Annotated in this window: 28 protein-coding genes; 16 read left to right on the forward strand and 12 right to left on the reverse strand. The window is 60.1% G+C overall.

What is annotated here, in order from left to right; genetic code table 11:
• Positions 1 to 283 precede the first annotated feature (283 nt).
• Entirely contained in the window at positions 284 to 886 is a 603-nt protein-coding gene (locus E4O97_RS13080; RefSeq protein WP_032880125.1) for a glutathione S-transferase family protein, read from the forward strand.
• A gap of 8 nt (positions 887 to 894) precedes the next feature.
• Here the strand turns inward: E4O97_RS13080 and E4O97_RS13085 are convergent, their stop codons facing one another.
• Positions 895 to 1,791, reverse strand: coding sequence for a LysR family transcriptional regulator (locus E4O97_RS13085; protein ID WP_032880126.1), 897 nt, complete (start codon positions 1,789 to 1,791; stop codon positions 895 to 897).
• 111 nt (positions 1,792 to 1,902) lie between these two features.
• Here E4O97_RS13085 and E4O97_RS13090 point away from each other — a divergent pair, with 111 nt between their 5' ends.
• Genes E4O97_RS13090 through E4O97_RS13100 form a run of 3 tightly spaced genes read left to right on the forward strand, consistent with a single transcriptional unit; the run spans position 1,903 to position 4,839 of the window.
• On the forward strand, positions 1,903 to 3,195 hold the full coding sequence (locus E4O97_RS13090) for a citrate:proton symporter (RefSeq protein ID WP_032880128.1): 1,293 nt from the start codon (positions 1,903 to 1,905) through the stop codon (positions 3,193 to 3,195).
• A 1-nt stretch (position 3,196) separates the two neighbouring features.
• Positions 3,197 to 4,522 (forward strand): acyclic terpene utilization AtuA family protein, encoded by a 1,326-nt coding sequence (locus E4O97_RS13095; RefSeq protein ID WP_248161469.1) that lies wholly within the window; start codon positions 3,197 to 3,199, stop codon positions 4,520 to 4,522.
• On the forward strand, positions 4,519 to 4,839 hold the full coding sequence (locus tag E4O97_RS13100) for a hypothetical protein (RefSeq protein ID WP_078821936.1): 321 nt from the start codon (positions 4,519 to 4,521) through the stop codon (positions 4,837 to 4,839). The genes E4O97_RS13095 and E4O97_RS13100 overlap by 4 nt, the downstream gene beginning before the upstream one ends.
• Before the next feature lie 61 nt (positions 4,840 to 4,900).
• On the opposite strand, the gene E4O97_RS13105 is transcribed toward E4O97_RS13100, so the two are convergent.
• The 5 genes from E4O97_RS13105 to E4O97_RS13125 all read right to left on the reverse strand — a co-directional run bounded on the left by E4O97_RS13105 (position 4,901) and on the right by E4O97_RS13125 (position 7,676).
• A complete protein-coding gene (locus E4O97_RS13105) occupies positions 4,901 to 5,272 on the reverse strand; it encodes a glutathione S-transferase N-terminal domain-containing protein (protein WP_078821935.1) in 372 nt (123 codons plus the stop codon).
• Positions 5,273 to 5,373: 101 nt separating this feature from the next.
• Positions 5,374 to 5,919 (reverse strand): GTP cyclohydrolase I FolE, encoded by a 546-nt coding sequence (gene folE, locus E4O97_RS13110; RefSeq protein ID WP_005789928.1) that lies wholly within the window; start codon positions 5,917 to 5,919, stop codon positions 5,374 to 5,376.
• Positions 5,920 to 5,995: 76 nt separating this feature from the next.
• Positions 5,996 to 6,553 (reverse strand): Smr/MutS family protein, encoded by a 558-nt coding sequence (locus E4O97_RS13115; RefSeq protein WP_005789925.1) that lies wholly within the window; start codon positions 6,551 to 6,553, stop codon positions 5,996 to 5,998.
• 75 nt (positions 6,554 to 6,628) lie between these two features.
• Positions 6,629 to 6,949: a hypothetical protein gene (locus tag E4O97_RS13120; protein ID WP_005789923.1), complete on the reverse strand. Its 321-nt coding sequence runs from the start codon at positions 6,947 to 6,949 to the stop codon at positions 6,629 to 6,631.
• Positions 6,950 to 7,085: 136 nt separating this feature from the next.
• On the reverse strand, positions 7,086 to 7,676 hold the full coding sequence (locus E4O97_RS13125) for a cysteine hydrolase family protein (RefSeq protein ID WP_248161470.1): 591 nt from the start codon (positions 7,674 to 7,676) through the stop codon (positions 7,086 to 7,088).
• Positions 7,677 to 7,915: 239 nt separating this feature from the next.
• On the opposite strand from E4O97_RS13125, the gene prmB reads away from it, so the two are divergent.
• Positions 7,916 to 8,824, forward strand: coding sequence for a 50S ribosomal protein L3 N(5)-glutamine methyltransferase (gene prmB, locus E4O97_RS13130; RefSeq protein ID WP_005789919.1), 909 nt, complete (start codon positions 7,916 to 7,918; stop codon positions 8,822 to 8,824).
• A gap of 59 nt (positions 8,825 to 8,883) precedes the next feature.
• On the opposite strand, the gene E4O97_RS13135 is transcribed toward prmB, so the two are convergent.
• On the reverse strand, positions 8,884 to 9,687 hold the full coding sequence (locus E4O97_RS13135; protein ID WP_005789918.1) for a hypothetical protein: 804 nt from the start codon (positions 9,685 to 9,687) through the stop codon (positions 8,884 to 8,886).
• Between the two features lie 99 nt (positions 9,688 to 9,786).
• Complete coding sequence (locus E4O97_RS13140) at positions 9,787 to 10,749, reverse strand: alpha/beta fold hydrolase (protein WP_248131254.1); 963 nt, start codon at positions 10,747 to 10,749, stop codon at positions 9,787 to 9,789.
• A 143-nt stretch (positions 10,750 to 10,892) separates the two neighbouring features.
• Between E4O97_RS13140 and aroC the strand changes: the two genes are divergently transcribed.
• From aroC to E4O97_RS13160, 4 genes are all read left to right on the forward strand, one after another.
• Entirely contained in the window at positions 10,893 to 11,984 is a 1,092-nt protein-coding gene (gene aroC, locus E4O97_RS13145) for a chorismate synthase (RefSeq protein ID WP_032880139.1), read from the forward strand.
• 90 nt (positions 11,985 to 12,074) lie between these two features.
• On the forward strand, positions 12,075 to 13,238 hold the full coding sequence (locus E4O97_RS13150; protein ID WP_248161471.1) for an MFS transporter: 1,164 nt from the start codon (positions 12,075 to 12,077) through the stop codon (positions 13,236 to 13,238).
• Positions 13,235 to 13,765, forward strand: coding sequence for an acireductone dioxygenase (locus E4O97_RS13155; protein WP_078821932.1), 531 nt, complete (start codon positions 13,235 to 13,237; stop codon positions 13,763 to 13,765). Before E4O97_RS13150 ends, E4O97_RS13155 begins: the two co-directional genes overlap by 4 nt.
• A gap of 209 nt (positions 13,766 to 13,974) precedes the next feature.
• Entirely contained in the window at positions 13,975 to 14,244 is a 270-nt protein-coding gene (locus E4O97_RS13160; protein WP_032880144.1) for a helix-turn-helix transcriptional regulator, read from the forward strand.
• A gap of 58 nt (positions 14,245 to 14,302) precedes the next feature.
• On the opposite strand, the gene E4O97_RS13165 is transcribed toward E4O97_RS13160, so the two are convergent.
• Positions 14,303 to 14,581, reverse strand: coding sequence for a DUF3509 domain-containing protein (locus E4O97_RS13165; RefSeq protein WP_003172952.1), 279 nt, complete (start codon positions 14,579 to 14,581; stop codon positions 14,303 to 14,305).
• A 405-nt stretch (positions 14,582 to 14,986) separates the two neighbouring features.
• Here E4O97_RS13165 and E4O97_RS13170 point away from each other — a divergent pair, with 405 nt between their 5' ends.
• The 5 genes from E4O97_RS13170 (at position 14,987) to E4O97_RS13190 (ending at position 20,751) form a co-directional block, all read left to right on the forward strand.
• The gene (locus tag E4O97_RS13170; protein WP_078821930.1) at positions 14,987 to 16,813 is read left to right on the forward strand and encodes a long-chain-acyl-CoA synthetase; all 1,827 of its coding nucleotides are present in this window, start codon (positions 14,987 to 14,989) and stop codon (positions 16,811 to 16,813) included.
• Between the two features lie 106 nt (positions 16,814 to 16,919).
• Positions 16,920 to 17,435: an ankyrin repeat domain-containing protein gene (locus tag E4O97_RS13175; RefSeq protein WP_032880147.1), complete on the forward strand. Its 516-nt coding sequence runs from the start codon at positions 16,920 to 16,922 to the stop codon at positions 17,433 to 17,435.
• Between the two features lie 40 nt (positions 17,436 to 17,475).
• The gene (locus E4O97_RS13180; RefSeq protein ID WP_078821928.1) at positions 17,476 to 18,006 is read left to right on the forward strand and encodes a hypothetical protein; all 531 of its coding nucleotides are present in this window, start codon (positions 17,476 to 17,478) and stop codon (positions 18,004 to 18,006) included.
• 68 nt (positions 18,007 to 18,074) lie between these two features.
• Positions 18,075 to 18,266 (forward strand): PLDc N-terminal domain-containing protein, encoded by a 192-nt coding sequence (locus E4O97_RS13185; RefSeq protein WP_003172956.1) that lies wholly within the window; start codon positions 18,075 to 18,077, stop codon positions 18,264 to 18,266.
• 397 nt (positions 18,267 to 18,663) lie between these two features.
• Positions 18,664 to 20,751, forward strand: a complete 2,088-nt coding sequence (locus E4O97_RS13190; RefSeq protein ID WP_005789904.1) for an LTA synthase family protein — start codon at positions 18,664 to 18,666, stop codon at positions 20,749 to 20,751.
• Between the two features lie 55 nt (positions 20,752 to 20,806).
• Here the strand turns inward: E4O97_RS13190 and E4O97_RS13195 are convergent, their stop codons facing one another.
• Positions 20,807 to 20,959, reverse strand: coding sequence for a DUF3309 family protein (locus tag E4O97_RS13195; RefSeq protein WP_003192767.1), 153 nt, complete (start codon positions 20,957 to 20,959; stop codon positions 20,807 to 20,809).
• 329 nt (positions 20,960 to 21,288) lie between these two features.
• On the opposite strand from E4O97_RS13195, the gene E4O97_RS13200 reads away from it, so the two are divergent.
• Together E4O97_RS13200 and csrA are read left to right on the forward strand one after the other, a co-directional pair.
• On the forward strand, positions 21,289 to 22,104 hold the full coding sequence (locus E4O97_RS13200) for an SDR family oxidoreductase (protein WP_248161472.1): 816 nt from the start codon (positions 21,289 to 21,291) through the stop codon (positions 22,102 to 22,104).
• Positions 22,105 to 22,231: 127 nt separating this feature from the next.
• Positions 22,232 to 22,435, forward strand: a complete 204-nt coding sequence (gene csrA / locus E4O97_RS13205) for a carbon storage regulator CsrA (protein ID WP_248161508.1) — start codon at positions 22,232 to 22,234, stop codon at positions 22,433 to 22,435.
• 9 nt (positions 22,436 to 22,444) lie between these two features.
• On the opposite strand, the gene E4O97_RS13210 is transcribed toward csrA, so the two are convergent.
• Positions 22,445 to 22,672: a YheU family protein gene (locus E4O97_RS13210; protein WP_003192759.1), complete on the reverse strand. Its 228-nt coding sequence runs from the start codon at positions 22,670 to 22,672 to the stop codon at positions 22,445 to 22,447.
• 75 nt (positions 22,673 to 22,747) lie between these two features.
• Complete coding sequence (locus E4O97_RS13215; RefSeq protein WP_005789901.1) at positions 22,748 to 23,932, reverse strand: osmoprotectant NAGGN system M42 family peptidase; 1,185 nt, start codon at positions 23,930 to 23,932, stop codon at positions 22,748 to 22,750.
• Positions 23,933 to 24,047: the final 115 nt, after the last annotated feature.

The raw sequence follows: 24,047 nt of genomic DNA on the forward strand, positions 1-24,047 counted from the left end.
TTGTTATGTCCAGCGCCGGTCACATGAGTGGGCAACAGCGCTTTGAGGTACTGGCGGGTTTGTTGACCAAAAGGTCAGGAACTCGCACGAAGCGAATTATGCTTTTGTATACAAATAAAGCAAATAATGTTTTCGAATGTCTGGGCGAAAGTGGATGAAAGGCTGACTCCCAGGGGGACAGGTAGATTTATTCCGCCCGCCGCCTTGAAACATTGCCGCAATACCCGCACTTTGAGGGCGCAAGCATTCGCTCGGAATGCGCAAAGCGGCATAAGGGGAGCCCATGTACAAGGTTTATGGCGATTACAAGTCGGGCAACTGCTACAAGATCAAATTGATGCTTAGCTTGTTGGGGATCCCGTTTCAGTGGATCGATATCGACATCCTCAAGGGCGACACCCAGACCCCTGAGTTCCTGGCGAAGAACCCCAACGGCAAGATCCCGGTGCTGGAACTGGAAGATGGCACCTGCCTATGGGAGTCCAATGCGATTCTCAATTTCCTCGCCGATGGCAGCGAGTTCCTGCCCACGGAACCGCGCCTGCGCACCCAGGTATTGCAGTGGCAGTTTTTCGAGCAGTACAGCCATGAGCCGTATATAGCGGTGGCGCGGTTTATCCAGTTTTACCTGAATATGCCGCAGGACCGTCTTGAGGAATACAAGACCACCCACAAGGGCGGTTACAAGGCATTGAGAGTCATGGAGCGCCAGTTGCAAGCCACGCCGTACCTGGTGGGCGACACCTATTCGATTGCTGATATCGCGCTGTATGCCTACACCCATGTAGCCCATGAAGGCGGCTTTGATTTGGCGCCTTACCCGGCGGTGCAGGCGTGGTTGCAGCGGGTGGCCAGCCATCCCAAGCACGTGGCGATGCTGGATTGAGTTCACATTTAGAGCGATGTGCTTGTAGATAATGTGCTGTTGAGCAGTTCAAAGCAGCGCTGCGCCGCCGGGCTCAATGCCATCGCGCTGCGTGTGATCAAGCCGATCTCCCGGTTCACGCCGGGATGATCGATGTCGATTCGCTTCAATCCCTCCAGGCTGTCCGCCGCCGATTCCGGCAGCACGCTGATCCCCAACCCCTGGCGCACCAGCGCCAATACCGTCGACATGTAGTTGGCCTCCATGCCCGCATTCAGCGTCAGCCGTGTCTGGTCGAACAGTGCGTCGACCTGTTCGCGCACGCTGCTGTCACGTCCGGTAAGGATAATTGGCTGGTCGGCCAGTTGCGCCAGGGTCAGTGACCGATAGCGCGTCAGCGCATGATCCAGCGGCACAAACGCGCACAAGCGATCATTGAGCACCGGCTGAAATTGCAGGCCATGGCTCAGGCGCGCCCGTACGCCGATGCCGAAATCCACCTCGCCGTTGCGGACCTGGGCATGAATGCGATGGGCCACCAGGTCATGCAGGCGCACCTCGATCCCGGCAAAGCGCTGGCGAAACAGGCGCAAGGCCGGGGGCAGGGCGCCGGCGCAAACTGACGGCAGGGCGGCGATGGTCACCACGCCGCGACGCAAGGCTGCGAGGTCGCGTGAGCCGGTGACGATGTTGTCCAGGTCCAGCAGCAGTTTTTCCATGGGCCCGCGCGCATCCTGGCCGGCAGCCGTGATGCTCACATGGCGCGGGCTGCGGTCGAGCAGGGCGACGCCGAGCCAGTCTTCCAATTGCTGTACTTGCACGGTCAGGGCCGAAGGCGACAGGTGCAGCTCGTGGGCCGCCTTGGTGAAACTACCGGTGCGGGCCACCGCGAGGAAGGCCTGGATGTGCTGGATCGAGTTCTTCATTTTGTTTTTCCGAACGTGCTAGGCCGAATATTCCAATTTACAAAGACTAACCCGCTTCCAATACTCCGGGAAAACAATAACCGGCCCAAAACGGCCACCCTGGAGTTATCCATGCTCGCAACCCTGGGCGTCATCACCATTCTCAGCCTGCTTGTCGCTGTCATGAGCAAGCGTCTCTCGCCACTGGTGGCCCTGATCGCCTTGCCGATCATCGCCGCGCTGGTCGGTGGGTTCGGCCTGCAAACCAGTGCCTTTATCATCACCGGTATCAAGAACGTCGCCCCTGTGGTCGGCATGTTTGTGTTCGCGATCCTGTTTTTCGGGATCATGACCGATGCCGGGATGCTCGACCCCATCATTGATCGCATCCTGCGCACGGTAGGGACGCGTCCTACACGAATTGTGGTCGGCACCGCGACGCTGGCGTTGCTGGTGCACCTGGACGGCTCCGGCGCGGTGACCTTTCTGGTGACGGTGCCGGCGATGCTGCCGCTGTATACGCGGCTGGGCATTGATAAACGCATCCTCGCCTGCGTGTGTGCGATGGCCGCAGGCGTCAACTTCCTGCCCTGGACCGGCCCGGTGCTGCGTTCGTCGGCGGCGCTGCATGTGCCGGTGGCCGATCTGTTCCAGCCGTTGATCCCGGTGCAGATCGTCGGGCTGATCTTCGTCTTCGCGTGCGCCTGGTGGCTGGGCCATCGTGAAGAAAAGCGCCTCGGCCTGGGCGCCGGTTCCGGCGTGGAGGCGGTGCCGCAACGGGTGCTCAGCGACGACGATATCAAGCTGCGCCGCCCACGGTTGTTCTGGGTCAACCTGATCCTGACCGTGCTGGTGATGGTGGTGATGATTGCCGGTTGGGTCGACCCGGTGGTGATGTTCATGCTCGGCACCGTGGTTGCGCTGTGCATCAACTACCCCAACGTGGACGCCCAGCGTGCGCGCATCGACGCCCATGCGAAAACCGCCCTGACCATGGCCAGTATCCTGCTCGCCGCCGGGGTGTTCACCGGCATCATGCAAGGCTCCGGCATGCTCAAGGCTATCGCCGAAGTGGCGGTGGCGCAGATTCCGGCGGGCCACGGCAAGTTGATCCCGGCGGTCGTGGGGTTCCTGTCGATGCCCCTGAGCATGTTGTTTGACCCCGACTCCTACTACTTCGGCGTGATGCCGGTGATCGCCGAAGTCGGCAAGGCGCTGGGCGTCGACCCCCTGCAAGTGGCCCAAGCCTCGTTGCTGGGCGTGCACACCACCGGTTTTCCGGTCAGCCCGCTGACGCCCGCGACCTTCCTGTTGGTGGGCCTGTGCAAGATCGAGTTGGCCGATCACCAGCGATTCACGATTCCTTTTCTGTTTGCCGCCTCGGTGTTGATGACCCTGACGGCGTTGCTCCTGGGAGTGATTTGAGATGAACACCTTGCGCATTGGCTCCGGCGCCGGCTATTCCGGTGACCGTATCGAACCTGCCGTGGAACTGGCCGAACATGGCGACCTGGATTACCTGGTCTTCGAATGCCTGGCCGAACGCACCATTGCCCTGGCACAACAGGCGCGCATCGGCGACCCGCAGGGCGGTTATGACCCGTTGCTGAGTGAACGCATGCGCCGAGTATTGCCCTGCGTGGGCCAGCCCGGCGGTCGCCGTCGCTTACGGGTGATCACCAACATGGGCGCGGCCAACCCGGTGTCGGCGGCCATTGAAGTGCGGCGCATTGCTGCCGAGCTGGGCCTGGGTCTGAAGGTTGTAGCGGTGGTGGGGGATGATGTACTGCACGCTTTGCCTGCCGAGCAGGTGCTGGATAACGGCCAGTCTGTTGGCTCCCTTGGCGAGCGGCTGATTTCCGCGAATGCCTACTTGGGTGTGGAGGGCATTATTGAAGCGCTGCGCGCCGACGCCGATGTGGTGATCACCGGACGCGTGGCCGACCCTTCGCTGTTCCTGGCGCCGCAGATGTTCGAGTTCGGCTGGGCCTTCGATGATTGGCAACGATTGGGCCGGGGCACGTTGGTGGGGCATTTGCTGGAGTGCGCGGGGCAGGTCAGTGGCGGTTACTTCGCTGATCCCGGTTTCAAGGATGTGGAGAATCTGGCGCGCCTGGGCTTTCCCCTGGCCGAGATCGACGCCGACGGCAATGCGGTGATCACCAAGGTGGCAGGCTCCGGTGGGCGGGTCAGTCGCGCGACCTGCGCTGAACAACTGATCTATGAAGTTCACGACCCAGCAGCCTATTTGACCCCGGATGTGACGGCCGACTTTTCCCGGGTGGGGTTTGTCGAGGAGGGCGTGGACCGGGTGCGCGCTGAGGGGGCGAGCGGGCGTGCTCGGCCTGATCAACTGAAGGTCAGCGTCGGTTATCTGGACGGTTGGATCGGTGAAGGGCAGATGTCCTACGGCGGTCCCGGTGCTGTCGCACGGGCCGAGTTGGCGCGGGACGTGGTGCTCAAGCGCCTGGCGTTGATCGGCGTAAACATGCAGGACCTGCGCGCCGAATTGATCGGCATGGATTCATTGCACGGCCCGCGCAGCAGCGTCGAGCCTTGGGAAGTGCGCCTGCGGGTTGCCGCCCGTTGTGACGAGCGCAGCGACGCCGTGCGGGTTGGCAATGAAGTGGAGACCCTCTACACCAACGGCCCGGCCGGCGGCGGAGGGGCGAGCAAGAGCGTGCGTCAGGTGGTGGCGGTGGCATCGTTGCTGTTGCCCCGTGAAGCGGTCAAACCGAGGATTGAAGAATGAAACTGCACAGACTGGCTCATTCCCGCACAGGGGATAAGGGCGACACGTCAAACATCTCGATCATTGCCTATCGCGCGCAAGACTACCCATTGCTGTGCGAACAGCTGACGGCCGAGCGCGTCACGGAATTTTTCAAGGATTTGCTCGAACCGCTTGCGGCCCCGGTTCGGCGTTATGAATTGCCGAATGTGCAGGCGCTGAACTTCGTGTTGCCGGGCATCCTGCGTGGCGGCGTGACCCGCTCGCTGGCGCTGGATGCCCACGGCAAGTGCCTGGGCTCGGCACTGCTGGATCTGGACCTGACAACACTGACTTAAGAACACCGCACCGCAAATGTGGGAGCTGGCAAGCCAGCTCCCACATTGACCGCAGCGTGCTTCAGACCGCAGCGAAGCGCTTGTCCAGGTAGTCGATGATAACCTTGGAGTCGTACATCCAGGTGGTCTGGCCGTTCTCTTCGATGCGCAGGCACGGCACCTTGATCTTGCCGCCTTGTTCCAGCAGGGTCTGGCGGTCCTGCTCGTTGTTCTTTGCGTCCTTCAGGGCTACCGGCACGTTCAGGCGATGCAGGGTGCGGCGGGTCTTCACGCAAAACGGGCAGGCGTGGAATTGGTACAGCGTCAGCGCCTTGGCCGCGTCGTTCACCCGCGCCTGTTGTTCGGCGGGGCGCTGCTTTTTGCGTGGGCGGGTCAGGAAATCGCCCGCGATGATGATCTGGCCGAGGCCCACTCGAAGTGCTTTGACGAACATGGCTGTTACCTCTTGCCCATAACTGAGGGGGCGCAGCTTACCTGATTTCTGCAGGCGAAAAAAAACCGGCGATGAACGCCGGTTCTTTCCTACCCAGCCCGTTACTTGATCAGGCTGAGAAATTCGCTGCGAGTGGCCGCGTTATCGCGGAACTCACCGAGCATCACCGAGGTGATCATCGACGAATTCTGTTTTTCCACACCGCGCATCATCATGCACATGTGCTTGGCTTCGATTACCACGGCCACGCCCAGGGCGCCGGTCACTTGCAGCACCGCATCAGCGATCTGGCGGCTGAGGTTTTCCTGGATCTGCAGGCGGCGCGCATACATGTCGACGATTCGTGCAACCTTCGACAGGCCCAGCACTTTGCCGCTTGGAATGTAGGCCACATGGGCCTTGCCGATAAACGGCAGCAGATGGTGTTCGCACAACGAGTACAGCTCGATGTCCTTGACCAGCACCATTTCGCTGTTATCGGAGCTGAACAAGGCACCGTTGGTGACTTCTTCGAGCGTCTGTTCATAACCGCGGCAAAGGTACTGCATCGCCTTGGCGGCACGCTTTGGCGTGTCGAGCAGACCCTCGCGGGAGACGTCCTCGCCGAGTTGGCCGAGAATCTCTGTGTAATTCTGTTCCAGGGACATGAAACTACCTGTGGGATTTTCGCAAAGCGCAAGGTTACGGTGGCGGGCACATCGCTGCAAGCCTGACGATGGCACTTTACTCGTCGCGGCCTTCGAGCATGGTGCGCTTGAGCATCACATACACCGCACCGGCACCGCCGTGGCGGGCCTGGCAGGAAGTAAAGCCGAGCACCTGGGCATGTTGACGCAGCCAGGTGTTGACGTGGCTCTTGATCATTGGCCGCTTGCCATCCAGCCGCACAGCCTTGCCGTGGGTGACGCGCACGCAGCGGATTTCGAATTTAGTCGCTTCGGCGAGGAAGGCCCACAGGGTTTCCCGGGCCTTTTCCACGTTCATGCCGTGCAGGTCGAGGCTGCCTTCGAACGGGACCTGGCCGGCCTTGAGCTTGCGCATCTGGCTTTCCTGCACACCGTCGCGGGCCCACATCAGCTCGTCTTCGGGGCCGACGTCAATCACGAACTGATCCGACAGGCCATCCACGGTAGTGGCATCGCTGCGCACGGTCGCGGCCTGGCGCAGCTTGGCGATCTGTGCCCGGTCGGTCTTGGGTTTGCCGGTGTCGGCGCGGTCGTGCTTGATCGGCTTGACGCCGCGCAGCTCGTTTTTGAACAGGGAAAAATCGTCGTCTTGCATGTCAGCCTCCGCGAAGGGCGGGCAGTTTACCTAAATCGCGGCGGCCAGGGCGCAGCAAACGCTATCCAAGCGCCATCAGTCGTGCTTTTTCATCAGGTGCGAGGCGATATTCAACGACAAGGGCTGACGCATCCGCCGACGGCTGCGGCGCCATAACCATACGCCCAACCACAGCACCAGCAGGCCGATCCCCAACAGGATCGCCGAGCCGCCCGGGCTGGCATTCAACTCGCCCAGTGCCGGCGAATGCCCAAACAGGCCGGCGCCACCAGCGCCTGCCAACAACAAGCCTATGATCGCCAGCAACGCGGCAATGCCTGCCACCAGGCGCAGACGCCAGTTGCTCGGGCCCTTGGGGCGCAAGCGACGAGCATCAAAACCATCGGATATCTTCATTCCGACCTTTCCTCCAGGGTATCGGCCCTTCGACCGGACAATACACAGGTTGTTCCGGAGGGAGGGGTAAATGCGCCAAATGAAAGGGCTTTGCGGATGAGCGGAGCAATAAACACGCCGCTCAACGCCAGAATGATCAGATCAGATCTTTAGTCAGTGCGAGGGTGGCGAAGTTGTCGGCCATGATCGCCATTTCGGTGTGCTGCACATGTTCGGCGCTCAGGATGCCGCCCTTGTAGGGCAGGTCGCGAGTGGCGCAGGCGTCTTCCACCAGGGTGCAGCGAAAGCCCAGGTTCTTGGCCGCACGCACGGTGGTGCTGACGCTGGAGTGGCTCATGAAGCCGCAGACGATCAGGTCCAGGGAGCCAAGGTCCTGCAAGTGTTTTTCCAGGCCGGTGCCGTGGAAGGCGCTCGGCAGCAGCTTGCCGATGATGGTTTCGTCACCCTCTGGCTCAAGCCCCGGGATGAATTCGCCGCGCTCGCCCTGTGGATCAAACAGACCGCCTACGGTACCCAAGTGGCGTACATGCACAATCGGGCGCCCGGCATTGCGCGCGGCGCTGACCAGTTGTTTGATATTAGCGACAGATGCGTCCATGCCCGAGAGGGCGAGCGGGCCGCTGAGGTATTCCTTCTGGGCGTCGATGATCACGAGGGTCGCATGACTGAGGTTGGCTGCTGCGTAACCGCGACCGCTGAGTTGAAACATCGTCTTTGGAACGGACATTCTGGGGCTCCTGTGAGTGGGGCTTTTGCGACATTGTCCACTGGCTGAGCGCTTCTGTGAATCGCTACTATCGTAAGGTACGCCGTTGCTGGCGTGCAGCCATGTCAAGAGGTGGGCTTGTTTAACACAATGCGGGGCAATTGGATGAAATCCGACGTACGGCGCCAGTGTTTTCGTACATCGTCGGTACAGGTGAAGGCTGTTAGAATTGCCAGTCGTTTTTTCCAGGAGCTTGCCCCGTGATCACTTCCCGCCTGCGCACTTTGCGCGACCATATCCGTTGGGCTGTCAGCCGTTTCCATGGGGAAGACCTGTTTTTTGGCCATGGCACCGACAATGCCTGGGACGAAGCCCGGCAATTGGTGCTCGGCGCCTTGCACCTGCCGTGGGAAATTGCTGACAGCTACCTGGATTGCAACCTCGAAGAAGAGGAAATCTCCCATGTGCAGCGTTTACTGCATCGCCGTATTCACGAGCGTGTGCCCACCGCCTACCTGTTGAAAGAGGCGTGGTTCTGCGGCATGTCGTTTATTGTCGATGAGCGCGTGTTGATCCCGCGTTCACCGATTGGCGAACTGATCGAAAACCGCTTCGAACCCTGGTTGGCGCAGCCGCCGGCGCGCATCCTCGACCTGTGCACCGGCTCCGGTTGCATCGGCATTGCCTGTGCGTACGAGTTCCAGGAGGCCGAAGTGGTACTGGGTGACCTGTCCTTCGAAGCCCTTGAAGTGGCAAACCAGAATATCGAGCGCCATGGCGTCGATGAGCGGGTCTATACCGTGCAGGGCGATGGTTTTGACGGCTTGCCCGGCCAGCGATTCGACCTGATCGTGTCAAACCCGCCGTATGTGGATGCCGAAGATTTTGCCGACATGCCGGATGAATACCAGCACGAGCCGGAACTGGGCCTGGCCTGTGGTGACGACGGCCTGAACCTGGTACGCCGGATGCTGGCCGAAGCGGCGGACCATCTGACCGAGAAGGGTTTGCTGATTGTCGAAGTGGGCAACAGCCAGGTGCATGTTGACGCGCTGTATCCGGAAGTCGACTTTGCCTGGCTGGACTTCAAGCGGGGTGGGCATGGGGTGTTCATGCTGACGGCTGAGCAGTGTCGCCAACACCAGGCCGTTTTCGCTGCCCGGATATAACTGCAGAAACTCGGTCAATGTGGGAGCTGGCTCCCACATTTTGATTGCATTTCAATCTATCAGCGGTGCGTGGCAATCCAGATCAACAACCCTGCCTGAAACACCGTAAACGCCACCAGGCACGTGATGGTAAAGCGCAGCCCGCTGTCCTCGCGCTTGAACTTGATGACTTTTTCCTCTTCCTTGCGCAGCTTCACTTCCTGTTCCGCCAGGTTCTGATCGGCCTGTTGCAGCATCTGCGCGGCTTCGAGGATCTCCACGAACTGCACCTTCTCGGTGTTCCAACTGTCCAGCACGTCGCCAACCTTGCCCGGCTGCACATTGCCTTTGAGGTGCTGCACGTCGGCATAGGCCACATCAAATCCCTGGATACGCAGGAAGTGATCACGACGCAGGCGCGTGGCTTCGTTGAGGGCGTCCTTGTTGGCCAGGTCTACACCGTCGACGCGGTAGTGGGACCACTTCTTCTTCGCCCAGGCGGCGGCCTGAGCGACCAGGAAACGGCCGATCCCCCGGTTGGCCGGTTCGATTTCCAGGCTGTTGCCTGGGCCGAAATGCACGCGATGCTTATCGTGGTCCACCCAGATATCCAGGTGGTTCTGCTCGCGGCGTACTCGCTGGCCGGGCAGTTGAATAACCATGCGCAACAGGCTGTGGTGCTTGTCGTGGCGCTCGGCATAGCCGAACTGCACAAAGCGCAACGGCCGTGCGCCAGTGGCACGGTCGGTGGTCAGCGGAGCCAGGCGCAGCATCTTGAAGTGTTCGGCGTGGACGTCCGCCCACGGCAGGGCCGCCGCCTCGACGGCCGCGGTTGCAGTCGAGGTGTCGGCGGTAGATTCGGGTGTTGCTTCGGTGGTTGTCATGCGGCGCGATCCTGTCCAAGCCCAGCAAGCCGACAGTCTTTTTACTGTCGACTCTGGACTTATCGGCCGGTTTGCCCAGGACTGGAGGCAAATTGTCGCTTAACGGGGTTGAAGTCCGTCGATAAACGCGACGATACGCTGGCCCAGTTCCGCAGCCAGGGGCAGTTTCGGGTCATTGTAGGACGCCAGTTGCTGCTTCACGTTGTTGGGCACGATGCGCATCACGTGGTTCATGCCTTCGATAACCGTCAACTGCGCGTCGGGCTTGGCGTGTTTCAACTGCTGGGCATCCGCTACGCCGACCTGAATATCGTTGGTGCCCTGGATGATCAACGCCGGCATGTTCAGCCTGGCGAAGGCGGCCGATGGGTTGGCGCGGAACAGGCTGATCAGATAAGGCTGCACGCTTGGTCGGAAGATGCCTTCGAGTGGGCGCGGCACGTCGGCATCCACTTGGCCGGCCTTGAGGTGGTCGAGGATTTCATTGCTGCGCAACAACAGGGCAGGGGGCAAGTGATCGGCCAGTTGCTGGCGAATCACCTGGTCTACCGGGCGGGCGCTGCCCGATAGGGAAATCACCCCGGCCGGCGCCAGTTGCGGCGCGGCGAGGGCGGCTACCAGCGCGCCTTCGCTATGGCCCAGCACAATCAACGGGCCCATGCGCTTGTCGGCCTTGAGCAGCTTGCCCCAGGCCACCGCATCGGACACATAGGCGTCCAGGGTGAGGTTGCGCTCATCCGGCGTGGCGGCCAGGCTGGCGGCGACCCCGCGCTTGTCGTAGCGCACGCTGGCGATGTTATGTCGGGCAAGCACCCAGGCCAGGCGCTTGAGGCTGTCATTGCGGGCGCCGTCGGCGCTGTTGCCATTGCGGTCGGTAGGGCCGGAGCCGGCGATGATCAGCACCACAGGCACCGGTTTGTCGGACTGCGGCAACAATAATGAGCCAAACAGTTGGCCGCTGCCGGTGTCCAGGCTGATAGGGCGTTGCAATACCACAGGGGAGGCGGCCTGGACCGCGGCGGTAAACAGGGTAAGGGTGAACAGCAGAACTCGCAGCATCATCGCGCCATCATCAGTGAGGTGCCGGTTGGACCAATGTCTACCGGTAAGGTTTCGAGGATGAACTAGTCGGTTAGCCTGCGTATACTGGCCGCCTTAAGTTATTACGGTTGACTTGATTCAACTGATTTCACGGAGCGCCCTGCATGTCCGGCAATACCTTCGGCAAGCTGTTCACTGTCACCACCGCGGGCGAAAGCCATGGCCCGGCGTTGGTCGCCATTGTCGACGGCTGCCCACCAGGCCTTGAGCTGTCCCTGGACGACCTGCAGCGTGACCTCGACCGCCGCAAGCCCGGCACCAGCCGCCACACCACCCAGCGCCAGGAGCCGGACGAAGTCGAAATCCTTTCCGGGGTGTTCGAGGGCCGTACCACCGGCTGCGCCATTGGCTTGTTGATTCGCAACACCGACCAGAAGTCCAAGGACTACTCGGCAATCAAGGATGTGTTCCGTCCGTCCCATGCCGACTACACCTACCACCATAAATACGGCGAGCGCGACTACCGCGGCGGGGGCCGCAGCTCGGCGCGTGAAACCGCCATGCGCGTGGCCGCCGGTGCCATCGCCAAGAAATACCTGGCCACCCAAGGCATCGTCATCCGTGGCTACATGAGCCAGTTGGGTCCGATTGAGATCCCGTTCAAGAACTGGGACAGCGTGCAAGACAACGCCTTCTTCTGTCCCGACCCGGACAAGGTGCCGGAGCTGGAGGCCTATATGGACCAGTTGCGCCGCGACCAGGACTCCGTCGGTGCCAAGATCACCGTGGTGGCCGAAGGCGTCAAGCCGGGCCTGGGCGAGCCGATCTTCGACCGCCTCGACGCCGAACTGGCCCACGCGCTGATGAGCATCAACGCGGTCAAAGGCGTGGAAATCGGCGCAGGCTTCGCCTGTGTTGCCCAGCGCGGAACCGAACATCGCGATGAGCTGACGCCTGAAGGTTTCCTCAGCAACAATGCGGGTGGCATCCTTGGCGGTATTTCCTCCGGCCAACCGATTGTTGCGCACCTGGCGCTCAAGGCGACCTCAAGCATTACCACACCGGGCCGTTCGATCGATGTACACGGCAACCCGGTGGACGTGATCACCAAGGGCCGTCATGACCCGTGCGTCGGCATCCGCGCCACACCGATTGCCGAAGCCATGATGGCCATCGTGTTGATGGACCACCTGCTGCGCAACCGTGGGCAAAATGCCGATGTGCGCGTGACCACACCGGTACTGGGCCAACTGTGATCGCCGCCGGCAAGCGAGCTTGCCAGGGTGAGTGCGCTTGTTGTGGCGAGCGAGCTTGCTCGCGCCGGGCTGCGAAGCAGCCCCAATAAAATGACCCCACCGCTCCCATACTGGCACCTTTCCAGCTTTTACCTGTTCTACTTCGCCCTGCTCGGGGCGACGGCGCCGTTCCTGGCGTTGTACTTCGATCACCTGGGCTTTTCCAGCGCGCGTATCGGCGAACTGGTGGCCATCCCCATGCTGATGCGCTGCGTGGCGCCTAACCTGTGGGGCTGGATCGGCGACTTCACCGGCCGGCGCCTGGCCATTGTGCGATTTGGCGCGGCCTGTACCCTGGCCAGTTTCTGCCTGATCTTCGTCAGCAAGACCTACGCCTGGCTGGCGATGGTCATGGCCCTGCACGCATTCTTCTGGCACGCGGTGCTGCCGCAGTTTGAGGTCATCACCCTGGCCCATCTGCACAAGCAAACCTCGCGCTACAGCCAGATCCGTCTGTGGGGCTCCATCGGCTTTATCCTCACTGTAGTGATCATGGGGCGGCTGTTCGACTGGCTGAGCCTGGATATCTACCCGGTCGTGGTGGTAGTGATCATGGCCGGCATCATCGGCGCCAGCCTGTGGGTGCCCAATGCCCAGCCTGCCAGCCACGGCAATCGCTTGGCTGGTGACGGTTTCCTCAAGCAATTGCGCAGTCCCGGGGTGCTGGCGTTCTATGCCTGCGTGGCATTGATGCAAATGAGCCATGGCCCGTATTACACCTTCCTCACTCTGCACTTGGAACACTTGGGCTACAGCCGTGGCGTGATCGGGATGTTGTGGGCCCTGGGGGTGGTGGCGGAGGTCCTGATGTTCCTGGCCATGAGCCGTATCCTGGCGCGTTTTTCGGTGCGCCGGGTGCTGCTGGCCAGCTTTGTGCTGGCGGCGCTGCGCTGGTTGCTGCTGGGCTCCTTTGCCGAATTTTTCTGGGTGTTGCTGTTGGCGCAGCTCCTGCACGCAGCCACATTCGGCAGTTTTCACGCGGCGGCGATTGCCTTTGTGCAGCGCAGCTTCGGTGACCGTCAGCAAGGCCAGGGCCAAGCCCTGTACGCTGCCTTGGCCGGTACTGGCGGTGCCCTCGGCGCCCTGTATTCCGGTTATAGCTGGAACCTGCTGGGCCCGACCCTGACGTTCAGTATCGCCAGCGTCGCTGCGCTGGCCGCCGCCATTATCATTGGCCTTCGATTGCAAGAGCCGAATCAAGGAACCGTGCAATGAGTTACGTAGCCGTTTACCACATCGCCACCGCGGACACACCCAACAAGGTGCTGACCCATTTCGACGACATCCAGTCGACCCTGGCCGAACACCGCATAGGCTTTGAACGTTGGCAGCCCAGCGTTATCGAGAAAGGCGCCAGTGACGCGCAAATGATCGCGGCGTACCGTCCACAGATCGATGCGCTCGGCTATGCCACGGCGAAGGTGATCAGCGTGACGGGCGACCATCCCCAGATGCATGAATTGCGTGACCCGTTCCTGGTAGAGCGCACCTATCGTGAAGATAACGCGTATTTCTTCATCGCCGGCCAGGGCCTGTTCATGCTGCATGTGGGTGATTATGTATACGGCGTGCGCGCCGAGAAAAATGACCTGTTGGTTATCCCGGCGGGTATGTCGCACTGGCTCGACATCGGCGAGAACCCGCACTTGGTGGCGCTGCGTTTGTTCAACACCGCCCAGGGCGAGGTGCCGACGTTCAGCGCAGATAACATTGCCGCGCGTTTTCCAGGGTTGGACGACTAAGCATAAATATCTAAATGTTCAACCCGGGCAAGTTGGAACTTGTTGTGGGAAAACGCCTGAATATTCGTAGGGCGAAGCTGTTTGTTCTGTGTTGTACGCTTTCACTCCGCTGGTTATGTAACTCTCTGTGCGGCGCCAATGTTTATGTCATCTGTCAATAGGAGGAGTCCGAAAGGCGGTGCCGCATCAGCAGATATAAGGAGAGAGCGATGAGCAGCCCAGAGCAGACGTGTGCCCCCATCGATAGCGTGCCGACGGCTATCAGAAAACGCCTGAACTTGTCCGGCAAGCCCCTGACCCCAACGGAGCTGGAAATCCTGCGGTGGGCTTCCGAGGGCAAGACCATCTGGGAGATCAGCCAGATTCGCGGCACCTCCGAAGCGGCGGTGAAGTTTCATCTGCGCAATATCTACGGCAAGCTGGACGTGACCAACCGGGTACAGGCGAAAAACGAAGCCACTCGCCAAGGCTTGTGCTGAAGGCACAAAAAAGGGCCGCGACGCTCAACGGCGTCGCGGCCCTTTTCATGTCTGTCGCTTATGCCGAATGGTAGGTCGGCAGCGCAAAGCGGTTCTGGCTTTGCAGCATGGAAATCTGCGGCAGCTCGCTGGCTTGTTCGGCCAGGTCACGGCGAATGGCGCTGATGACCCAGGTCAATTGATCGGCGGTGTGCAATTGCTGGTACGAGATCGAGCGCTTGACCTGTTTACCTTCGCTGTTGCGCAGGGTCAACAGGATCCCACCGTCAGGACGTGGCTGGGTGGTGACGTCGTAGTTGGAGAATACCGAAGCGAATTTATCTTGGATCAGGCTCATGTCTATCAGCTCCATTGGCTCAAGTTGGCAAGCATGGAGTGATAGGTGCAGTGATTGTGCCAGTATTGCTTAAAGAAAAAAGTCTTTAAAAATCAGATACTTATAAAACAATCGAATTTTCATTTTCGTGCAATTTGCATGAAAGGCCATCGTGCATCCTGCATTTTGCGTTATTTAGTCGGCGCCTTTGCGAAGGTGTCGGGCTTGCCTTACAGCTATTGACCGCCTTTTTTGCCGGAAAATTCCGTTGCCTGCGGCGACTGCCCTTTGGGATACAAAACTTTTCAAATCCCGCGTGTACAGCCCAAGAAGGGCTGACGTATTTTCCTGTAACGCATTGGCGAGTGCCTACGGGCTCGTCATGTATCTGGACTCGACCAAAAATAAGAAAAAGGAAGTCCCGCCATGAGCCATCGGCAAAACGACATGATTACCTGGGGCATGATGCTGCGAAAGGTGCCTGCCATCGTTCGGGCGCTCCCGCGTGTGGTACGCGGCATGCGCGCGGCCAATGTCACCGACCCCAGGCAATCCTGCGGCCTGGGCTGGCATTTCGAGCAAGCGACCTTGCGCAATCCTGACGGTGCCGCGCTGCTTTACGCTGACCAGGTGATCAGCTATCGCGACGCCAATCAGCAGGCCAATCGCATCGCCCATCACCTGCATGACCAGGGCATTCGCAAAGGCGACGTGGTAGCGCTGTTAATTGAAAATCGCCCCGAGTTGCTGCTCAACGTGTTGGCCGTGGCCAAGCTGGGCGGCGTCTGCGCCATGCTCAATACGTCGCAAACCCAGGGGACGCTGGTGCACAGCCTGACGCTGGTCGACCCGGTTGCCATTGTGGTGGGGGCAGAGTTGCTGAGCGCCTACGCAGCGGTGCGCGATCAGGTGCAGATCCCGGCCGAGCGCACTTGGTTTGTGGCGGATCAACCCGATGGCGCAGTTCCTGAGGGCTACATCGACCTGATGGCGGCCAGTGCCGGGCACCCGGTGGACAACCTTGCGATCTGCGCGCAGATTTCCTACAACGATCCCTGCTTCTATATCTACACCTCCGGCACCACCGGCTTGCCCAAGGCCGGCATCATGAAGCATGGGCGCTGGACCAAAACCGCTGTGAGCTTCGGCAGGATTGCCCTGGACATGGCACCGCACGACGTTCTCTATTGCACCTTGCCGCTGTACCACGGCACCGGTTTGTGCGTGTGCTGGGGCTCGGCCATTATCGGCGCGTCCGGCTTCGCCATTCGGCGCAAGTTCAGCGCCAGCCAGTTCTGGGAGGATGCGCGCAAGTTCAACGCAACCACCCTCGGCTATGTCGGTGAGTTATGCCGCTATTTGCTCGACCAGCCCCTCAGCGAACAGGATCGCGATAACCGCGTGACCAAGATGGTCGGCAATGGCCTGCGCCCCGGTGTATGGGCGCAGTTCAAACAGCGCTATGAGGTGGAGCATATTTGCGAACTGTATGCGGCCAGTGACGGCAATATCGGTTTTACCAACGTGCTGAATTTTGACAACACCATCGGCTTTTGCCTGCAGCATTGGGCATTGGTGGATTACGCCCCTGACACAGGTGAACCGTTGCGCGGCAGTGATGGGTTCATGCACAAGGTCTCAACGGGCGGGCAGGGCTTGTTGCTGGCGAAGATCGATGAAAAGTCACCGTTCGATGGCTACACCGACCCGCAAAAAAATCGCAAAGTGGTGATCAGCGACGTGTTCGAGAAGGGCGACCGGTATTTCAATACTGGCGATCTGGTACGCAGCATCGGCTTCGGTCATGCGCAATTTGTCGATCGCCTGGGGGACACCTACCGATGGAAGGGTGAAAACGTCTCGACCACCGAAGTGGAAAACGTGCTGCTGCAACACCCGCAAATCGCCGAAGTGGTGGCTTATGGTGTCGAGATCGCGAACACCAATGGCCGTGCTGGCATGGTCGCCATCACCCCGAGTGAGTCTCTGGCCGCCCTGGACATGCGCGAACTGCTGCAATTTGCCCACGGCCAGTTGCCGCACTATGCGGTGCCGCTGTTCCTGCGGATCAAGGTAAAAATGGAAACCACCGGCACCTTCAAGTACCAGAAAATGAAACTCAAAGAGGAAGCATTCGACCCCGCCAAGGCCGGCAATGACCCGGTGTACGCCTGGCTGCCAGGTTCGCAGAGCTACGTGCCGGTTACCGGGCAATTATTGGCGCAGATCCAGGGCGGGCACTTTCGTTATTGATTCTGGCTATGGCGGCTTTTGACAAAAAAGCCATGACAGGGGGGAACTCCATCGCGACACTGGGCGCCTTATTCAGTTACACAAGCCGCCTCAGCAAGGAGCCCCCATGTCAGATCAGCCTAAACAAATGACCGAAGACGAAGCCGCCGAATTTGCCGAGCAGGTCTTCGACGTGGCCCGCCGCGGCGATGCAGCCATGCTCGCTGCGTTGTTGACCAAGGGCTTGCCAGCCAACTTTCGTAACCACAATGGCGACACCTTGTTGATGCTCGCGGCCTACCACGGACACGCCGAGGCGGTAAAAGTACTGCTGGAATTCAAGGCCGACCCCTTGATCGCCAATGACAAGAACCAGTTGCCGATTGCCGGCGCGGCGTTCAAAGGCAACCTGCCGGTGGTTAGGGCCCTGATCGAAGGCGGTACGCCGGTTGAGGCGGCCTCATCGGACGGGCGTACGGCGTTGATGATGGCGGCGATGTTCAACCGCGTTGAAATGGTCGAATACCTGCTCGGTCAAGGCGCCAATCCCAAGGCTACCGACGCTCAAGGTGCCACAGCACTGGCTGCGGCACAGACCATGGGCGCGGTGGATACGGCGGCGCAGTTGCAGAAACTGGTGTAGGCTACGCGCCCTCGAAAACCCGCCCGCTACAGGATCGCCCATGAAAACCGCCCTCGTCGAACTCATCAGCAAAATCAGCGCCGGCGTCATGGCTGAGGACGAAGTGGCACGTATTGCCGACGAAGCGGCGCAAGCCTACGCAGACCCGGCCGCTTTCCTGGCGGCTAACCCGGATATCAACTACGACGACAGCTTCCCGATACCGCTGGGGGAGTGGGTGGTGGTCGGCAGCCTGCCCGACACGGTGTTGTTTCAGGCTGATACCTACGGCGACCTGTTCGCGCAGATCGTCGCCTCGTTTGGTCCGGGCGTGGCGTTCAATCTCAAGCCCAAGCAATTGACCAAGACTGAAGACCTGACCGCGTTGAACCGCATCCAGATTCAGATGAGCGCCTTGAGCCCGGAAGACGGCGGTTATGTGCTGATGAACTTCAGTCAGTTGCTCGATGATGAGATCCAGGCCGTATTGGTATTCGGCAACGACCTGCCGCGCGTGCTGCAACTGTGCGTTGAAGTCGGCATCAAGGCTGAGCCGTCGCTTGAGGCATTGAAGATCGCCGTGCACGTCTGAAATTAAAACGGAACCCCCGCCAAGGCTGACTATCCTACAAGTGCATGCCCTCACTTAGGAGCGACACCATGGGTTCCACTTTCAACGGCCTGATTGGCCTGATCATCCTCGCGCTGGATATCTGGGCGATCATCAACGTGTTCAAAAGCGGCGCAAGTACGGGCGCCAAAGTGCTGTGGATCCTGTTGATCCTGCTGTTGCCGGTACTGGGTCTGATTATCTGGGCTATCGCTGGGCCACGCGGTAACGTGCGGATCTGAGCGCCTCACTCCTCCTGGAGTCGGCGCAGTCAATGTGGGAGGGGGCTTGCTCCCGATAGCGGTGGATCAGTGACAAATAAGCTCACTGACACACCGCTATCGGGAGCAAGCCCCCTCCCACATTTGTTCGAAAAATTTGTGTATCGAAATATTCGCTGTACAGAATTTTCACATTCCATCCAAGACAATTCGCCGGCTTTATTCGCCTGCCAAGGCTCTATCCCTGGGGCCTTTAAAGACACGACAAGGTTGCACGTTCAGTAATTAATAGCCTTGCCGGCCTTGATCGGGCACCATTTGTGCCACCGCGTAAACCGCTTACCCCAGCCAGCCTGGGCGAGGGCGGACGCCACTGCATTATTTCGCAACTTAAACTTCCAATGGGTCCTAAAACGACATGGCAAACCCGGACGCCCTGAATCAGCAGCGAGCTTCAAATCGCCTGCTGCAACCGACCGTCAAATCCCATCTGGCGTACACGCTGCTCTGCGCACTGGTCATGATGGTGATGTTCTCCCTGCTGCGCCTGGCGTTGCTGGTCTACAACCGCGAGATGATCCTGGACACGCCGGCCTCGACGTTCCTGGAAGCGTTTGCCAATGGCCTGCGCCTGGATATCCGCTTGGTGATGTACCTGCTGATCCCGTTGCTGCTGGCGTTGTTCAGTGTACGGGCCATGGCGGCACGGGGTTTCTTCCGTTTGTGGCTGACCGTCGTGTCCAGCATCGCCTTGTTCCTGGGGCTGATGGAAATGGACTTCTACCGTGAATTCCACCAGCGCCTCAACGGCCTGGTCTTCCAGTATGTGAAGGAAGACCCGAAAACCGTGATGAGCATGCTCTGGTACGGTTTCCCGGTGGTGCGCTACCTGCTGGCCTGGGCCGTGGGCACGCTGATCCTGAGCATGGCCTTCAAGGGCGCCGACCGTGCAACGCGCCCGCGTGGCCCGTTCAGCGGCGGTACGATCAGCACGCGCCAGGTGGCTCCGTGGTACAGCCGCATCGCTGTATTCGTGGTTTGCCTGCTGGTCGCCGTGGTCGCCATTCGCGGCACCCTGCGTCAGGGCCCGCCATTGCGTTGGGGGGATGTCTACACCACCGATTCGAACTTCGCCAACCAGTTGGGCCTCAATGGCACCCTGTCGCTGATCGCGGCGGCCAAGGCGCGGTTCGGTGAAGACCGTGCCAACATCTGGAAAGCCACCCTCGAACAACCGCTGGCCACCCAGACCGTGCGCGACATGCTGGTGTTGCCGAGCGAAAAACTGGTGGATACCGACACCGCTGCCGTGCGCCGTGATTTCACGCCGCCGGCCGAGAAAACCCTGCCGATCAAGAACGTCGTAGTGATCCTGATGGAAAGCTTCGCCGGTCACTCGGTAGGCGCGTTGGGGCGTCCGGGCAATATCACGCCGTACTTCGACAAGCTGACCAAGGAAGGCTTGCTGTTCGACCGCTTCTTCTCCAACGGTACCCACACCCACCAGGGTATGTTCGCCACCATGGCCTGCTTCCCGAACCTGCCGGGCTTCGAATACCTGATGCAGACCCCGGAAGGCAGCCACAAGTTGTCGGGCCTGCCGCAGTTGCTCAGTGCGCGTGATTTCGACGATGTGTATGTCTACAACGGCGATTTCGCCTGGGACAACCAGTCGGGCTTCTTCAGCAACCAGGGCATGACCAACTTCATCGGCCGTAATGACTTTGTCGACCCGGTGTTCTCCGACCCGACATGGGGCGTGTCCGACCAGGACATGTTCAACCGTGGCCTGGAGGAACTCAAAGCCCGTGAAGGCGGCAAGCCGTTCTACGCATTGCTGCAAACCTTGTCCAACCACACCCCGTACGCGTTGCCGACGCCATTGCCGGTTGAAAAAGTCACCGACCGTGGCAGCCTCAACGAGCATTTGACGGCCATGCGCTACTCTGACTGGGCCCTGGGCCAGTTCTTTGAAAAGGCCCGCAAGGAGCCGTACTTCAAGGAAACGCTGTTCGTGATTGTGGGCGACCACGGTTTCGGCAACGAGCAACAGATCACCGAAATGGACCTGGGCCGCTTCAACGTGCCGATGCTGATGATCGCACCTGGCATGCAGGAAAAGTTCGGCGTACGTGACCACACCGTGGGCACCCAGATCGACATCGTGCCGACCATCATGGGCCGCCTGGGTGGTGACACATTGCACCAGTGCTGGGGGCGTGACCTGTTGAACCTGCCGGAAGGCGACAAGGGCTTCGGCGTGATCAAGCCATCGGGCAGCGACCAGACCGTGGCCTTGCTTACCGCTGACCGCGTACTGGTATTGCCCAAGGAAATGCCACCCAAGTTGTGGGAATACACCCTGGGCGCCGAACCGACTGGCAAGGTGATCCCTGAGTCGCCGGACGAAGCTGCGCTCAAGCAGAAACTTGAGTCGTTCCTGCAGACCGCTACCAAGAGCCTGCTGGATAACACCGCAGGTGTTGTAGATGGTAAGCCGGACTAACTGACCGGCAATAAAAAAGAGGCCTCGATCGAGGCCTCTTTTTTTGTCCTGGCTTTTATATCTTGCCGAGCAACAACAGCACCAGCAGGACGACCAGCACCACACCCAGGATACCCGACGGTCCGTAACCCCAGTTACGCGAGTGCGGGAACACTGGCAGGCCGCCGACCAACAGAAGGATCAGGATAATGATTAGAATGAGGCTCATGGTTTTATTCCTTATAGGTTCTGTGCAAAAACCGGCTGTTTGACCGTTATCTCGTCCATGTGCATCGGGACGTCTTAACCATTCCGACTCATGCACTTCGCAGAAAATTCATTGTTTTTCTAAAACATTTTGATTAGTTGCTTATTTCTTTTAACCCGTGCGCAACTTGAACTAATCAGTTGAAAAAAATTGAACTTGGGCTATATGCGTGCCTGCGACCCGGCCCACGGTTTGCCTGGGGCATTCATCAATCTGATGGTGCGTGGGTGCGGGAAAAACCTTCGCTACACTGCCGGTCACTTCTTCGGTAAACCACAAGGCTACTTCCTATGCAAAACCGCATGATGATCACTGGCGCCGGGTCCGGCCTGGGTCGTGAAATCGCTCTGCGCTGGGCCAGTGAGGGCTGGCAGTTGGCGTTGTCGGATGTCAGTGAGCCCGGTTTGCAGGAGACCCTCAAACTTGTGCGCGAGGCGGGGGGTGAAGGGTTTATCCAACGCTGCGACGTGCGCGACTACAGCCAGCTCACCGCGTTTGCCCAGGCGTGCGAGGTCAAGCTCGGCGGCATTGATGTGATCGTCAACAACGCAGGCGTGGCCTCGGGTGGGTTCTTCGCCGAACTGTCCCTGGAGGATTGGGACTGGCAGATCGCAATCAATCTGATGGGCGTGGTCAAGGGCTGCAAGGCGTTCCTGCCGCTGTTGGAGAAGAGCAAGGGCCGGATCATCAACATCGCGTCGATGGCTGCATTGATGCAGGGGCCGGCCATGAGCAACTACAACGTGGCCAAGGCCGGCGTAGTGGCGTTGTCGGAAAGCCTGCTGGTCGAGCTCAAGCAGCAGGAAGTGGGCGTGCACGTGGTGTGCCCATCGTTTTTCCAGACCAACCTGCTCGACTCCTTCCGTGGGCCGACCCCGGCCATGAAGGCGCAGGTGGGCAAGTTGCTTGAAAGTTCACCTATTTCGGCGACCGATATCGCCGATTACATCTACCACCGCGTGGCCGCGGGCGAATTCATGATCCTGCCCCATGAGCAAGGGCGCATGGCCTGGGCCCTGAAGCAGAAAAACCCGCAGTTGCTGTATGACGAAATGACGCTGATGGCCGACAAGATGCGCGCGAAGGCGCAGGTCGTTAAGGGCTGATTTGGATGGAGTCTGTCAGGCAAATTACCTACCTGTGTAGGTAATGCCTGATTTTCCAGCAAGCCATTGCCGGTCCATTTCCAAGGGCGCATGGTCCAGGTCCTGCTACTTGAAAAGGACACACGCCATGCTGGTCTTAAGCCGCACCATAGGCGAAGCCATCGCTATTGGCGATGACATCACCGTCTATATTCTCGAAGTGAACGGCACCCACGTGAAATTCGGTATCGACGCCCCCGTGGGCGTCAATGTGCACCGCGCCGAGGTTTACCAGAAGATCCGCGAACGCCAGGGGCCCGTCACGCATCCCGTGTCGGTACCCAATCCTTAGGCGGGGTTTTCAGTCGAACAGATGCTTGGGCACATCGTGCTTGAGCATCAGTTGGCATTGCTCGCTCTCGGGGTCGAAGACGATCAGCGCCTGGCCCTTGGTCAGTGCCTGGCGTACGCGCAGCACGCGGGTTTCCAGCGGCGTATCGTCGCCATTGTCAGTGCCGTCGCGGGTGACGAAGTCTTCGATGAGGCGGGTCAGGGTGTCGACTTCAAGTGCATCGTAGGGAATCAGCATACAAGCCTCAGGTGTCAGGTCCCGGCGATGCTACTGCGCCGGGACCTATGTTGCCAGTAGCAGCTGTCGCCGGCGTCAGGACTTGTTTCCGACCAGGCTGTCCACCGACGGCACGCGGGTGTCGCTCTCCATTTGCGTTTCATGCTCGATCTGATGACTGAACCGATCCAGGGAACCTTGGGCCGGTTGTGCATCGCTGGCAAAGACCGGCGGGCTGAGGATATAGGCGCCCAGCAAGCGACTCAGGGCGGCCAGGCTGTCGATATGGGTACGCTCGTAGCCGTGGGTGGCATCGCAACCGAAGGCCAGCAGGGCGGTGCGAATGTCATGGCCGGCGGTGACTGCTGAGTGCGCATCGCTGAAGTAATAGCGGAACAGATCGCGGCGCACCGGCAAGTCGTTATCGGCGGCCAGGCGCAGCAAGTGCCGCGACAGGTGATAGTCGTACGGCCCGCCGGAGTCCTGCATCGCCACGCTCACCGCGTGTTCGCTGGAGTGCTGGCCGGGGGCGACCGGGGCGATGTCGATGCCGACAAACTCGCTGACATCCCAGGGCAGGGCGGCCGCTGCGCCACTGCCGGTTTCCTCGGTGATGGTGAACAGCGGGTGGCAGTCGATCAGCAGCGGTTCGCCACTGTCGACGATTGCCTTGAGCGCGGCGAGCAGGGCGGCGACCCCAGCTTTGTCGTCCAGGTGACGGGCGCTGATATGCCCGCTTTCGGTGAACTCCGGCAGTGGGTCGAACGCTACATAGTCACCGACGCTGATGCCTAGGGAGTCACAGTCGGCACGAGTGGCGCAGTAGGCGTCCAGGCGCAGTTCCACATGGTCCCAACTGACCGGCATTTCATCCACGGCGGTGTTGAACGCATGCCCGGACGCCATCAACGGCAATACGCTGCCGCGGATGACACCGTTATCGGTGAACAGGCTGACCCGGCTGCCTTCGGCAAAGCGGCTCGACCAGCAGCCCACCGGTGCCAGGGTCAGGCGGCCGTTGTCCTTGATCGCTCGCACGGCGGCGCCGATGGTGTCCAGGTGCGCAGAGACGGCACGGTCAGGGCTGTTTTTCTGGCCCTTGAGGGTGGCGCGAATAGTGCCGCGCCGGGTCATTTCAAACGGGATGCCAAGTTCTTCCAGGCGTTCGGCGACGTAGCGCACGATGGTGTCAGTAAATCCGGTGGGGCTGGGAATGGCGAGCATCTCCAGCAGCACTTTTTGCAGGTAGGCGAGATCGGGTTCTGGGATGGTTCTGGTCATGGAAACTCCTGATGAGTTGAGGGCATCGATGGTTTCGATGATAGGGTTGAGAGATTCGTTGCCAGTGCCGGCCTCATCGGGGGCAAGCCCCCTCCCACCCTTGATGTGTGAACAC

This window comes from Pseudomonas sp. W15Feb34 (assembly GCF_023127765.1).
In the GTDB taxonomy this organism is placed as follows: Bacteria; Pseudomonadota; Gammaproteobacteria; order Pseudomonadales; family Pseudomonadaceae; genus Aquipseudomonas; species Aquipseudomonas synxantha_A.

Bases quoted from the DNA above. Each gene is read 5' to 3' on its own strand.
- E4O97_RS13180 (WP_078821928.1), top strand. From the start codon at position 17,476: ATGAAAACCGCCCTCGTCGAACTCATCAGCAAAATCAGCGCCGGCGTC.
- E4O97_RS13140 (WP_248131254.1), bottom strand. From the start codon at position 10,749: ATGATGCTGCGAGTTCTGCTGTTCACCCTTACCCTGTTTACCGCCGCG.
- E4O97_RS13175 (WP_032880147.1), top strand. From the start codon at position 16,920: ATGTCAGATCAGCCTAAACAAATGACCGAAGACGAAGCCGCCGAATTT.
- E4O97_RS13100 (WP_078821936.1), top strand. From the start codon at position 4,519: ATGAAACTGCACAGACTGGCTCATTCCCGCACAGGGGATAAGGGCGAC.
- folE (WP_005789928.1), bottom strand. From the start codon at position 5,919: ATGTCCCTGGAACAGAATTACACAGAGATTCTCGGCCAACTCGGCGAG.
- E4O97_RS13090 (WP_032880128.1), top strand. From the start codon at position 1,903: ATGCTCGCAACCCTGGGCGTCATCACCATTCTCAGCCTGCTTGTCGCT.
- E4O97_RS13120 (WP_005789923.1), bottom strand. From the start codon at position 6,949: ATGAAGATATCCGATGGTTTTGATGCTCGTCGCTTGCGCCCCAAGGGC.
- E4O97_RS13215 (WP_005789901.1), bottom strand. From the start codon at position 23,932: ATGACCAGAACCATCCCAGAACCCGATCTCGCCTACCTGCAAAAAGTG.
- E4O97_RS13135 (WP_005789918.1), bottom strand. From the start codon at position 9,687: ATGACAACCACCGAAGCAACACCCGAATCTACCGCCGACACCTCGACT.
- E4O97_RS13095 (WP_248161469.1), top strand. From the start codon at position 3,197: ATGAACACCTTGCGCATTGGCTCCGGCGCCGGCTATTCCGGTGACCGT.
- E4O97_RS13185 (WP_003172956.1), top strand. From the start codon at position 18,075: ATGGGTTCCACTTTCAACGGCCTGATTGGCCTGATCATCCTCGCGCTG.
- E4O97_RS13190 (WP_005789904.1), top strand. From the start codon at position 18,664: ATGGCAAACCCGGACGCCCTGAATCAGCAGCGAGCTTCAAATCGCCTG.
- E4O97_RS13150 (WP_248161471.1), top strand. From the start codon at position 12,075: ATGACCCCACCGCTCCCATACTGGCACCTTTCCAGCTTTTACCTGTTC.
- E4O97_RS13170 (WP_078821930.1), top strand. From the start codon at position 14,987: ATGAGCCATCGGCAAAACGACATGATTACCTGGGGCATGATGCTGCGA.
- E4O97_RS13160 (WP_032880144.1), top strand. From the start codon at position 13,975: ATGAGCAGCCCAGAGCAGACGTGTGCCCCCATCGATAGCGTGCCGACG.
- E4O97_RS13165 (WP_003172952.1), bottom strand. From the start codon at position 14,581: ATGAGCCTGATCCAAGATAAATTCGCTTCGGTATTCTCCAACTACGAC.
- E4O97_RS13200 (WP_248161472.1), top strand. From the start codon at position 21,289: ATGCAAAACCGCATGATGATCACTGGCGCCGGGTCCGGCCTGGGTCGT.
- E4O97_RS13210 (WP_003192759.1), bottom strand. From the start codon at position 22,672: ATGCTGATTCCCTACGATGCACTTGAAGTCGACACCCTGACCCGCCTC.
- E4O97_RS13195 (WP_003192767.1), bottom strand. From the start codon at position 20,959: ATGAGCCTCATTCTAATCATTATCCTGATCCTTCTGTTGGTCGGCGGC.
- E4O97_RS13155 (WP_078821932.1), top strand. From the start codon at position 13,235: ATGAGTTACGTAGCCGTTTACCACATCGCCACCGCGGACACACCCAAC.
- csrA (WP_248161508.1), top strand. From the start codon at position 22,232: ATGCTGGTCTTAAGCCGCACCATAGGCGAAGCCATCGCTATTGGCGAT.
- E4O97_RS13105 (WP_078821935.1), bottom strand. From the start codon at position 5,272: ATGTTCGTCAAAGCACTTCGAGTGGGCCTCGGCCAGATCATCATCGCG.
- E4O97_RS13080 (WP_032880125.1), top strand. From the start codon at position 284: ATGTACAAGGTTTATGGCGATTACAAGTCGGGCAACTGCTACAAGATC.
- aroC (WP_032880139.1), top strand. From the start codon at position 10,893: ATGTCCGGCAATACCTTCGGCAAGCTGTTCACTGTCACCACCGCGGGC.
- E4O97_RS13115 (WP_005789925.1), bottom strand. From the start codon at position 6,553: ATGCAAGACGACGATTTTTCCCTGTTCAAAAACGAGCTGCGCGGCGTC.
- E4O97_RS13085 (WP_032880126.1), bottom strand. From the start codon at position 1,791: ATGAAGAACTCGATCCAGCACATCCAGGCCTTCCTCGCGGTGGCCCGC.
- E4O97_RS13125 (WP_248161470.1), bottom strand. From the start codon at position 7,676: ATGTCCGTTCCAAAGACGATGTTTCAACTCAGCGGTCGCGGTTACGCA.